This is a genomic window from Salibacterium salarium, assembly GCF_030813635.1.
Classification (GTDB): Bacteria; Bacillota; Bacilli; order Bacillales; family Marinococcaceae; genus Salibacterium; species Salibacterium salarium.
The window spans coordinates 973,737-985,884 of sequence record NZ_JAUSUM010000001.1; the positions used below are offsets into that span (position 1 = coordinate 973,737).

At 40.3% G+C, this 12,148-nt stretch carries 9 protein-coding genes and 1 other annotated feature; of the genes, 5 read left to right on the plus strand and 4 right to left on the minus strand.

The features are described 5' to 3' along the window. Positions 1-7 precede the first annotated feature (7 nt). The 4 genes from J2S78_RS04695 (at position 8) to motS (ending at position 4,007) form a co-directional block, all read left to right on the plus strand. Positions 8-1,084, plus strand: a complete 1,077-nt coding sequence (locus tag J2S78_RS04695; protein ID WP_125555072.1) for a bifunctional 3-deoxy-7-phosphoheptulonate synthase/chorismate mutase — start codon at positions 8-10, stop codon at positions 1,082-1,084. A 276-nt stretch (positions 1,085-1,360) separates the two neighbouring features. Next, positions 1,361-2,362 carry a catabolite control protein A gene (gene ccpA / locus J2S78_RS04700; protein WP_306896737.1) on the plus strand — a complete coding sequence of 334 codons (1,002 nt, stop codon included), beginning with the start codon at positions 1,361-1,363 and terminating at the stop codon, positions 2,360-2,362. A 72-nt stretch (positions 2,363-2,434) separates the two neighbouring features. Further along, positions 2,435-3,244, plus strand: coding sequence for a flagellar motor protein MotP (motP, locus tag J2S78_RS04705; protein WP_306896739.1), 810 nt, complete (start codon positions 2,435-2,437; stop codon positions 3,242-3,244). Further along, on the plus strand, positions 3,234-4,007 hold the full coding sequence (gene motS, locus J2S78_RS04710; RefSeq protein WP_306896741.1) for a flagellar motor protein MotS: 774 nt from the start codon (positions 3,234-3,236) through the stop codon (positions 4,005-4,007). Before motP ends, motS begins: the two co-directional genes overlap by 11 nt. A 197-nt stretch (positions 4,008-4,204) precedes the next feature. On the opposite strand, the gene J2S78_RS04715 is transcribed toward motS, so the two are convergent. Genes J2S78_RS04715 through J2S78_RS04725 form a run of 3 tightly spaced genes read right to left on the minus strand, consistent with a single transcriptional unit; the run spans position 4,205 to position 6,700 of the window. Further along, entirely contained in the window at positions 4,205-5,380 is a 1,176-nt protein-coding gene (locus J2S78_RS04715; protein ID WP_306896744.1) for an acetoin utilization protein AcuC, read from the minus strand. After that, positions 5,377-6,024, minus strand: coding sequence for an acetoin utilization AcuB family protein (locus J2S78_RS04720; protein ID WP_306896745.1), 648 nt, complete (start codon positions 6,022-6,024; stop codon positions 5,377-5,379). Before J2S78_RS04720 ends, J2S78_RS04715 begins: the two co-directional genes overlap by 4 nt. Positions 6,025-6,067: 43 nt before the next feature. Beyond that, the gene (locus J2S78_RS04725) at positions 6,068-6,700 is read right to left on the minus strand and encodes a GNAT family N-acetyltransferase (protein WP_306896747.1); all 633 of its coding nucleotides are present in this window, start codon (positions 6,698-6,700) and stop codon (positions 6,068-6,070) included. A gap of 262 nt (positions 6,701-6,962) precedes the next feature. Between J2S78_RS04725 and acsA the strand changes: the two genes are divergently transcribed. Beyond that, positions 6,963-8,681, plus strand: coding sequence for an acetate--CoA ligase (gene acsA, locus J2S78_RS04730; RefSeq protein WP_125555079.1), 1,719 nt, complete (start codon positions 6,963-6,965; stop codon positions 8,679-8,681). Positions 8,682-8,712: 31 nt separating this feature from the next. Here acsA and J2S78_RS04735 read toward each other — a convergent pair whose 3' ends face one another. Next, on the minus strand, positions 8,713-11,622 hold the full coding sequence (locus J2S78_RS04735) for a transglycosylase domain-containing protein (protein ID WP_306896749.1): 2,910 nt from the start codon (positions 11,620-11,622) through the stop codon (positions 8,713-8,715). 223 nt (positions 11,623-11,845) lie between these two features. Further along, positions 11,846-12,066 (plus strand) — a binding site (T-box leader). Positions 12,067-12,148 lie beyond the last annotated feature (82 nt).

Here is a 12,148-nt window from a genome sequence, read left to right on the forward strand (position 1 = left end):
GAAGAGAATGAGCAATGAACAATTGGATGCACTAAGAGAACAATTAGATGACGTAAATATGCAATTATTGGATTTAATTAATGAGCGTGCGCGTATAGCTCAAGAAATAGGACAGGTGAAAAGTACAGCAGGTCAAAAACGTTTTGACCCTGTCCGCGAAAGAAATATGCTCGATATGATTGCTGAAAACAATAAAGGGCCGTTTGAAACAAGCACATTACAGCATTTATTCAAACAAATTTTTCAGGCAAGCCTAGAATTACAAGAGGATGACAATCGTAAAGCATTACTCGTTTCAAGAAAGAAGAAAGCAGAAAATACGGTTGTAGACTTGAAAGGTGAAAAAGTCGGTGATGGTCAGCAGCGCTTAATCATGGGGCCTTGCTCAGTTGAAAGTTATGAACAGGTATATGAAGTGGCTTCAGCTATGAAAAAAGAAGGATTAACATTGCTTCGCGGAGGTGCGTTCAAGCCTCGTTCTTCTCCATATGATTTCCAAGGACTTGGTAAAGAAGGTCTGGAAATCTTAAAACGCGTGGCAGATGAACTTGATATGACCGTAATCAGTGAAGTGATGAACCCACAAGATGTTGAAATGGCAACGAAATACGTGGACGTCATTCAGATCGGAGCTAGAAACATGCAGAACTTCGATTTGCTGAAGGAAGTCGGTTCTCACAATACACCGGTTCTTCTCAAACGTGGTCTTTCTGCAACGATTGATGAGTTTGTTAAAGCGGCTGAATATATTATAGCTAACGGCAATGAAAATATTATTCTTTGTGAGCGTGGTATTCGTACGTACGAAAAAGCAACAAGAAATACACTTGATATTTCTGCCGTTCCCATTTTGAAACAAGAAACCCACCTGCCGATTCTTGTAGATGTTACGCATTCAACTGGACGTCGTGACCTCCTAGAACCAACAGCGAAAGCGGCTCTTGCCATTGGTGCAGACGGAGTGATGGCAGAAGTACATCCAGATCCTGCAGTTGCGCTGTCAGATTCCGCACAACAAATGGATATTCCGCAATTCCAAGCGTTTCTTGAATCACTGCGCGAATCTGGGTTGTACAAACTTTAAATAATGTTTAGAGCGTCTTCCTGTTATGAGGAAGACGCTTTTTATTATACACGTTTCTTATATCGTGTTTCTATGGAAACGTGTTTTTAGAAAGTGCAACACGACAACTTTTATCTACTTTTCAATGAAAATCCGCGGATTTTTGTATAAAATAGTGTAAATTTTGGCGATTATACCGATATAACTAGGGAAAGGAATTGCGGAACCTCCTTAAGTTATAATATGATTACAGTACGTATGAAAGTAGAATGAAAGGAAAAAAGAGGAGGCATTCCAGTGAATACAACAATTTATGACGTGGCACGAGAAGCAGGCGTTTCTATGGCTACTGTTTCACGAGTAGTAAACGGCAACCCAAATGTAAAACCAGCTACAAGAAAGAAAGTATTAGATGCCATTGAAGGTTTAGGATATAGACCAAACGCAGTGGCACGAGGACTTGCCAGCAAAAAAACAACAACCGTTGGAGTTATTATTCCAGACATTTCGAGCATCTTTTTCGCTGAATTGGCGCGTGGAATTGAAGATATAGCTACAATGTATAAGTACAATATTATTCTGTGTAACTCTGATCAGAATAAGGAAAAAGAAATTCATCTCATTAATACCATGCTAGAAAAACAGGTGGATGGTATCTTATTCATGGGAGGAGAAATTACAGAAGAGCATGCGGAGACTTTTAAACGCTCTCCTGTACCAATTGTATTGGCAGCAACACTTGATGCAGATAAAGAAATGCCGTCAGTGAATATTAATTATCAACAAGCTGCTTTTGATGCTGTATCTGATTTAATTAATGCTGGTGTGAAACGGGTGGGGATGGTAACTGGCCCACTGGAAGATCCGGTAAACGGATATCAAAAATTCAGCGGCTATAAAAAAGCGTGCGAAGAAAAAGGACAGGGTTTTGATGAAAACCTTGTTGCTGTTGGTGACTACACATATCACTCAGGTTTAGAGGGAGCACAAAAACTGGTTGGTTTGGATGATTCTCCAACGGCTATTTTTGCAGCAACAGATGAAATGGCTCTTGGAGTAATTCATGGTTTACAAGATATTGGGTTAAAAGTTCCAGAAGATGTACAAGTTATCGGTTTTGATAACACGCGTCTTGCACAAATGGTACGGCCTACGTTAACTACAGTTGTCCAACCGATGTATGACATTGGAGCTGTATCTATGAGGCTGTTGACAAAGTACATGAACAAAGAAGATGTGGAAGATGAGGTAGTTGCACTACCACATCTTATGGAATACCGGGATTCCACAACATTTTAGTAGTTTGTACTGTTGACTCGTGCCCGCTTGTGCACCCGGCAAAATTAGGTTATAGGGAGTCAGGGGATAATTATGAAGAAATTTGATATTATGACGCCTATTGGATTGGTACTAGGAATTATAACCTTGCTGTTTGCAGTATTTACCAATGCGGGCTTAGGTTCTGTCGTTTTTTTTATACAAGTTGCTTCCTTATCCATCGTAGTTGGTGGATTAATAGCTGCTTTACTAATAGGCTTCTCTAAACAAGAGTTGAAGTTAATCCCAAAAATTACACGGGAAGCGTTTAAAGAACAAGATCATGACCTTAATGAATTAATTGACACGTTCTCGGATCTTTCAACGAAAGCTAGACGTGAAGGTCTGCTTGCTTTAGAAGCGAGTCTGGATGAAGTAGATGATCCTTTTATAAAAAAAGGGGTGCTGCTAGCTGTCGATGGTATAGAACCGGATATTATTAAAGATATTATGATGGCTGAAGTAGTTGCAATGGAAGAACGGCATAAGAAAGGACGCCGCATCTTTGAAAAAGCAGGCGACTATTCTCCAGCTTGGGGAATGGTCGGTACACTGGTCGGACTTGTACTAATGTTACAAGAACTCGACGACCCTGCCACGCTAGGTCCAAACATGGCTTTGGCTCTTATTACTACACTTTATGGAACAGTCCTTGCAAATATGCTATTTATCCCGATGGCCAGTAAGTTAGAACAGAAAACGGATGATGAAGTATTCGTTAGACAAATCGTGATAGAAGGTGTCATTGGTGTTCAATCCGGACAAAATCCGAAGATTCTGCAGGAGAAATTGAGTGCATTTGTGCAGGAAAACGGTAAAGAGAAAGAAGCGGAGGAACAGGAGGAACTAGCCAATGAAGCGTAGAGGGAAAGATCCGGAAAAAGGATCGCCGAAATGGATGACTACGTTTTCTGACATCGTTTTGCTCGTTTTAGTGTTTTTTGTTATGTTGTTTTCTATGTCTGTCATTGATGCTAAGAAATTTGAAGCCATTGCTGAATCATTCAATGAAAGACAGATTTTAGAAGAGCTTCCGTCCATGATCGAAATGGAGACCGGAAGTCAAACTTCGAATGAGGATAGTGAAGCTTCCGAAATGGAAGAAGATGAACAAGAGCAGGAACAATCGGCTGAAGATGCGGAATTGGATAGACTACTTCAAGAAGTGGAAGAATATTTGGATGAAAATGAGTTGAACGATCAGATTTCAGCGACGAGAGATGATCGTGGCGTTGTTCTAGTTTTGCAGGAGCAACTGTTATTTGAGACGGCAGAAGCCCAAATTCTTAGCGACGCTGAACCGTTTCTAAATAAAGTGGGATCCCTTCTTCAAACGTTGCCGAATGTAGTGAAGGTAGAAGGACATACAGACAATCGTCCTATTACTACTTTTAGATATCCTTCCAACTGGGAACTTTCAACTGCACGTGCAAGCAGTGTAATACGATACTTAACAGATAATCATTCTCTTGTTCCTAATCGATTTTTGGCAACTGGATATGGTGAAACAAGACCCGTTGCTCCAAATGATACAGAAGAAAACTTGCGGGAAAACCGTCGTGTTGTCATTGTCATTTCTGATCCAGAGTATGAAGAAGAACTGAAAGAGTCAGCCGGGGAATTATAAAAGGAATACTACATAAAAAACGGAGTGTCGAAATAAATCGACCTCCGTTTTTTCATCAGATAGGAATAAATGTACGGTATGGCTAATCTTCAGCAGGAGCAGAGGACGCGTTTTCTATGGGAATAGTATGAGTCAAAGCCTTTTTCAAGAGCGGTTCTGCTGAAAGTGTCAACGCTACGTAAAAGCAGAACTCTGTATTAATTTGGTTTCTTTCTTTGTTCATTACGTATGTGATATAACGCTTTTTCCAGAGTTTTGCGGTTTTTGTCTGTTATTTCAGAACGCCGTGGTATAGCCGGATACATATTTTCTGGATCAAGCCATGTTTGCGGTAAGTGCACGGGAGCTTTTAATTCCCAAGCGCTATGCCAGCTTTGCGGAAGAGGCTGTTCTAGTAAATGAGTTTGTTCTGTCATCTCGAGCCATATCATCGCCCAGGCCCTAGGCACAACTCTCCACATATCATAACCGCCCCCTCCGACAGCTATCCATTTACCATCACAATATTCATGTGCCAGTTTATGAGCAAGTCTTGGAATATGGTGATACACATTGATAGATGTTGATAAATGGGTGAGAGGGTCATAGTAATGGGCATCGGCTCCGTTTTGGGTGATGAGAACATCTGGTTTAAAAAAATCAATTATTTCCCGAAAAGACTTTTCATAATTTTCAAGGAATGATTCATCTTCTGTGAAAGCATCAACTGGAATGTTAATGGAAAAGCCATATCCTTGTCCGCTTCCTTTCTCGGTAACATCTCCGGTACCTGGGAAAAGGTATCGGCCTGTTTCGTGAATAGACAACGTACATACATCTGGATCATCATAAAAAGCCCATTGAACTCCATCTCCGTGGTGGGCATCTGTATCAACATACAATACTTTTGCTCCGTAGTGACGCCGAATATATTCAATCGCTATCGAACTGTCGTTGTATATACAGAATCCTGAAGCTTTTCCTCGAAAGCCGTGATGCAGACCCCCTCCCATGTTAAGAGCATGTTTACTTTTTCCTTCCATGACAAGGTCAACAGCTGTTAATGTCCCGCCAACTAAAAGAGCCGCGGCCTCATGCATGTTTGAAAATATTGGAGTGTCCTCTGTCCCGATACCGTAATTATTAGCAATTCCCCGGCTCAAATTACCTTCTCCTGCTGCTTTAATAGCATCTATGTACGGCTTATCGTGAAAGAGGGCAATCTCTTCATCTGTAGCCATTCGTGGAGGATGAATGTCACTGGTATCAATCGTTCCTAAACGCTTCAATAAATCGTAGGTTAATGTTAACCGTAAATGGTTAAATGGATGATCTTCACTGAATTTATAAGATAATTGTTCTTCCGAGTAGACGAAGGAGGCGTGATGTTTCATTCGTTCAACCCCGGAACACGCGGCCATTTTGTTTCATAGCCTAACTTTTCAATGTTGTGAATAAGCTGCCTTGGGTCCATCGTTTGTACTCGGAATGTAAGAAATTTTGTATTGGGTATTGTGCCGGGATAAACCAAAACACTTGTGACGTTGACTTGGGCTTCTTTAAAAATAGAAGAAATGGCGGCTAATTGACCGGGGACATTCGACACCTTCACCTCGATACGGGAAGAAGGCTGGTGCGCACCGGTTAAGCGGACAAGGGTATGAAGGACCTCTGTTTCTGTTAATATTCCTTTAAGTTTATCATCGTCTTCAACTACAGGTAGAGCGCTAATGTCATTTTCATATAATATAACGGCGGCCTCTTCAATAAAATCAAGCGGGTGTGCTGTTATAACAGGATATTTCATAATAGTGGAAACCGGTCTTTTCATATCTTCTTTGAATTCGTTCACATGAAAGATAGAAGGACTGGCATCTCGAATATCACGGTCTGATACAATTCCTTTAAGAATGTGACTGGAATCAACGACGGGAATGTGTCGTATTTTATGCTGGTGAATCAAGTCCATTGCCGTTTCGATGGTGGTACCATCAGAAATGTGAATGGGGTTGGATTGCATAATTTCTTCTACAAGCATTAACGTCACCTCTTTTATCATTAATAAGGCGTTGGTACTTTTCTTAATACATAAATCGATTAGAGAACCGTACAGTGTCAAATTGTTGGACAGCATCGTTACCTATACGACTGCCGATTCGAACCATTAAACAGTTAGCTGGGTGAGAACAAATCTCAGGGTCGTCGGTTGCCATCCATTCTAGCCCTCCTGCATTCATCATTTTTTCCATAACCTTCCTGTAATCCCAAATCGATAAATTACTTCCTTTTAAATCCCAATGCCAGTAATATTCTGTTGTTATGATGATATAATCTTCCATAGCATCATCAAGCATCGAAAACTCGAGAAGACGCGTCCCAATTTTAGCGCTTCGGTATTCTTCTGCAATTTCGATAGCACCAAGCTCTAGAAGCTTGTCCATGTTTGCTTCGGACCAACGTTCTAATGGATCAGGATAAACGAAAGTAACATAACCGACAATCGTTTCTTCATCAATTACAGCATTGATTCGTCCTTCAGGGAGATCAGCAATACCAATTAAAGCTTTCTTTTGTTCTTCAGGAGTACGGAAGGCGACCAATCCTTCATGAAAATCATAATCATGAATTTTGGTTCCGGAAATCGGGCCTTCCATAAGGAGCGTACGCCCGTCCACTTCTATTTCTCTAGCATAATACGTCTTCTTATGGATCATCCGAGTACCACCTTTATTGCGTAATTCCATCATTGTTAATGTCTTTATTATACACGATTGAGTGAATCCTATGGAGGGGAAGAAAAAATCCATTAATAAAAATTTTCAAAATTACGGGTTTATTTCGAAAAGATGGTGGTATAAAAATAGTAAGATGATTCAAAAGGGGCTGATTTATCTGTAAATTAAATTGAAGAAACATTCTAAATATATTATAATGTGTATTAGAACACAAATACATATATAGAGAGGAAGATGATATATGAATGTGCAAACGCTTCCACCCGAAAAAGGAAATTTTAACTTAAAAGATTACGAGAAAACAGCGCAAAACTTTGATTGGACAGAGGTTGAAAAGGAGTTTAGCTGGTTTGAAACTGGTAAAGTCAATCTTGCTCATGAAGCGATTGATCGTTTTGCAGATCAGCCGGAAAAGAAAAATCAAGTTGCGTTATATTACAGTGATGCAAACAGAGATGAACAATATACATTTGAAGAAATGAAAAAACTCTCCAATCAAGCAGCAAATACAATGAAAGATGCAGGTATTACAAAAGGAGATCGGGTCTTTATTTTTATGCCGCGCTCTCCTGAACTTTATTTTGCTATTTTTGGAGCAATCAAAATCGGCGCTATTGTAGGACCTTTATTTGAGGCTTTCATGGAAGGCGCTGTGCGGGATCGTTTAGAAGATAGCGATGCAAAAGCAATTGTAACAACTCCTACATTGTTAGAACGGGTTCCTGTAGATGATTTACCGCAGTTAGACACTGTGTTTGTTATGGGAGAAGATGTGAAGGAAGAAGGTCCATATTACGACTTTAAGTCACGCTTAGATAAAGCCAGTGATACGTTTGAAGTAGAATGGGTGGATCGGGAAGATGGATTGATTTTACATTATACTTCTGGTTCTACAGGTAAACCAAAAGGAGTTCTTCATGTTCACAATGCAATGATTCAACATTATCAAACAGCAAAATGGGTGCTCGACCTGCAAGAAGGGGATGTTTATTGGTGCACAGCTGATCCGGGCTGGGTGACAGGAACATCTTACGGCATATTTGGCCCATGGCTGACAGGGACGACAAACGTTGTACGAGGTGGACGTTTTAGTCCGCAAGATTGGTATGAAACATTGGAACGGTTCAAAGTAACAGTGTGGTATAGTGCCCCAACTGCATTTCGTATGTTGATGAGTGCCGGCGATGAAGTAGTAAAGAATTATGATTTATCTAATCTTCGCCACATCTTAAGCGTCGGTGAACCATTGAACCCTGAAGTTGTTATGTGGGGAGAAAAAGTATTTAACCTTCGTATTCATGATACGTGGTGGATGACGGAGACGGGAGCAATGATGATTTGTAACTATCCATCCATGGCCATTAAAGCAGGATCAATGGGGAAACCGATTCCTGGTGTAAAAGCGGCAATTGTTGATGACCAAGGTAATGAGTTACCGCCGCATCGTATGGGCAATTTAGCTATCGATAAAGGTTGGCCATCAATGATGAGGACAATCTGGAACAATGAAGAGAAATTCAACAGCTATTTTGAACTTGACGGTTGGTATGTGTCAGGGGATTCCGCTTATATGGATGATGAGGGCTACTTTTGGTTCCAAGGACGGATAGATGATGTGATTATGACAGCTGGTGAAAGAGTAGGTCCATTCGAAGTAGAAAGTAAGCTACTAGAACACCCTGCTGTAACAGAAGCAGGTGTGATTGGAAAACCTGATCCAGTTCGCGGTGAAATCATTAAAGCTTTCGTATCGTTACGCGATGGAGAAGAAGTAACAGAAGAGTTGAAAGAAGATATTCGCACGTTTGTTAAAAAAGGTCTTTCTGCACATGCAGCACCACGTGAATTAGAATTTAGAGATAAATTACCAAAAACAAGAAGTGGTAAAATTATGCGTCGTGTCTTAAAAGCATGGGAGCTTGACTTACCAACAGGTGATCTTTCCACGATGGATGATTAATAACAAATAAGATAAAAAAAGACTCCGCCTTTTAATCGGCGGAGTCTTCGTTTTCGTTGTCATCGTCATCGTTAGAATTATCGTTTCCGGAATCATTCTGATCTTCGGAATTGTCGTTTTGTTCATTTTCTGTACTATTTTCTGAATTGTCCTCTGAATTATTATTGTTATTATCGTCGTTACTAGAGTTGTCATCTTCACTGTTGTTATCTTCATTGTTATCTGTATTATCATCAGACGAATCACTATCTTCTTCGTTCTCTTCCTCATCGTCGTTATCGTTTTGATTACTTCTTTCTGTTGTTGCCGATTGGCTAGATTCGCGCCCAACAGAATCAACAGCTGTCACAAAGTAAGAACCACTTCCAATAGAGAACGATGTACTATCTCCTTGAACGCTCCCGATAGAAGAACCATTATCACTGTAGACACGATAACCTACAATATCATTATCTGAATGCGCTGACCAGGTTAATTCACCGTTACTGTATGAAACGTTTGCTACAGGTGAAGGAGTGCGGCCATTATTTGGCGCTTCAGTATCCGGCGTTACGTTATCCCAGTCATCGGGAAGATATTCCCCTACTTCTTCGACGTCAAACAAATCTTCATCAATAGAAATGCCAGTTTGAGTAAACTCAGAAGGAGTTGAATCATACGCCAAGTAGCGGTTGCCGTTAATCGTCACAAATGGTTCTGATTCTAGACTATCATCTGATTGTGATGGAAGATATTTTTCATTAAAATAATCAGTCGTTGTTAAGCCGGCTTCCTGGCATCTGGAACTAGGTAATTTCCCTGAGATTCCACAAATTGTTTGTCGGACAATACCGTTTGGCTGCTCAAATTGATCTTCTAACCCCAATGTCTCTTCGTCTGCTTCATAGGCAGCATTCATCATATCAGACCAAATTTGTTGTGTTCGTGCCCCGTAACTAAGGCCGTGATAATTTTCAATTGTCTGTGGGTCATCGTAGCCAATCCATGTTCCGAATGTAACATTCGGGTTAAAGCCGACAAACCATGAATCACGGGTGTCATTCGTCGTTCCCGTTTTTCCAGCCCAGTCTCCTCCAAAATTCATCATACCGGGCAATGCTCCGGCTGTTCCCCCTGGGTCTAGAACATCTCTTAACATATCGACCATGAGAAACGTTGTTTGAGGGGAGAAAACTTCATTACTTTCTGGTGATTGTTCAAAGATTACTTCTCCGTCTTTTGTTTCAATCTTTTCAATCATATAAGAATCATTGTATTCCCCATTGTTACCGAAAGTAGAAAATGCATTTGTATTTTGTTCTACCGTTGTACCAAAAGCGCCAATTGCTGCGGACGGATAAGGTTCCGCCGGTGCCACGTTGGTAAAACCAAGATCTAATAAGGCATTTCTTGCAATGTCGTGATCCAAATTTACAATTTTTTCGAAAGTACGCACGGCAGGTGAGTTTCTCGATTCCTTTAAACCTTCTCTCACACTTACGAACCCTTCATATCCGTCGCCATAGTTTGTATATCCTTCTCCGTTGCTGAATTCTCCAGGTACGTCGGGAAGAACCGTTCCTGGTTGTACCAAACCTTCTTCCATTGCTGGGCCATACGCAAGCAGTGGCTTCATTGTAGATCCGTTTTGTCTGCGGGTTTGTGTGGCATGGTTCAGGTTTTGAACGTTAAAATCGCGTCCCCCGACAAAACTCAATATAGCACCGCTGTTATTATCGATCATCATAGCGCCGACTTCTTCTTGTACGGTTCCTTCCCCATCTTTTTCTACTTTATCCGGTCCAAACCACTGAGAGGAAGCAACCGCATTTTGCATGGCATCGTAAATGTCTTTTTGAATGGTAATATGGACATTATATCCACCAACGGCCAATTCATTACCTGCCTGCATATCATATTCCTGCCGTTCTTCTTCATCCAAGTCTTCAAGGTTAATATTTGCGTCTTCTAGTAAATCATCAAGAATAATCTCCTTGGCTCTACGTTGTGTCTCATTCGTTAAATACGGATAATCATCGAGAGAACTTTCAGTTGGACCAGTGAGATTTTCCTTAATGTTATATTCAAGGGCTTTCTGGTATTCTTCTTCTGTTATAAAATCATTTTCACGCATGTTAGCTAATACGAGCTCCATACGATTGAGTCCAGCTTCAAAACTTTCCTTTACTTCCCCGCCTTGCGCGAAGGGAGTATATGTGTAGGGGTTTTTGGGAAGTCCGGCAATAAAAGCGGCTTGGGCCGGATTTAATTCCGAAGCATCTACACCAAAAATCCCTTCCGAAGCGGATTGGGCACCGGCGATATTTTGTCCGTCTGAATTACGACCAAAAGGAACAATATTTAAATAGGCTTCTAAAATTTCTTCTTTATCAAAATATTGTTCCATTCGCATAGCAAGCGCAATTTCTTTTGCTTTTCTATCGAAAGACACTTCGTTTGTCAAAATTTGATTTTTTACAACTTGCTGAGTTAACGTACTGCCGCCTGTTTGGGTTTCGGCATTCGTAACTTCTTGATATGTTGCACGTAAAAGTGCTTTAGGAACAATACCATCATGTTCAAAAAAATACTCATCTTCGGTGGAAATAACAGCATTTACAAGATTATCAGACATTTCATCAAGTGATCGTTCTTTTCTCTCAAGTTCGGCGGGAATTTCTCCTAAAAACTCGCCCTCTGAAAAATAAATTCCGCTTGTTTCTTCATAATCAAAAATGGTGTTTTGAAATTCTTCTTGACTGTAAGCTTTCTGATCATCAATCAAAGATAGAAAATAACCAGCCCCTGTTCCTCCTGCAAAAAGCGTTAACATTATAAGTGAAACAAACAGTATTAATAAAAGATTCCAAAAAACTTGGGATGTAATATTAAGGCTTTTTATTACAGGTTTATCTTTCATGTTATCAATATTGTTATTAAGTTTTTCAAAAAAGTTTCTCATGAAATTCCCCCTAGACATCAACGCTAATTATAGCATAACCTGCCTTTGCTTCCTATCCATTTTTGACAATTTACTAGAAGTTATATTGACAATTTGGAAATAAATGTGGTAAAAGAAGAATAGTCTATTTTTATTCAAGAATAGTAGAAGCATTATAGTGGCGAGGACATTTTTTTGAGTCTGCTTGGATGAACGATAAATCTTCATAAAACGTATAAATTAATGAAAAGTGTTGAAAGTTTGAACTAGCTTTTTTCTCCCTGTTTCAGAGAGCCGGTGGGAGCTGCGAACCGGTACACAGGAAGAAGTGAATTACGTACTGGAGCTTTTTTCTCAGCAGACAGCCTTTGTTTGCTGTGGAAACGGGAATTCCCGTTACAGAATACCGAGTGGAAAGCACGAGCTTTCAACAAGGGTGGTACCGCGATTTACATCGTCCCTTCTGCTAAAGAAGGGGCGTTTTTTATTGAAAATGTGTATATTTTACGCTTTCCATGTTTGGCGCAAGCGTCCAAGTGTTGTTACA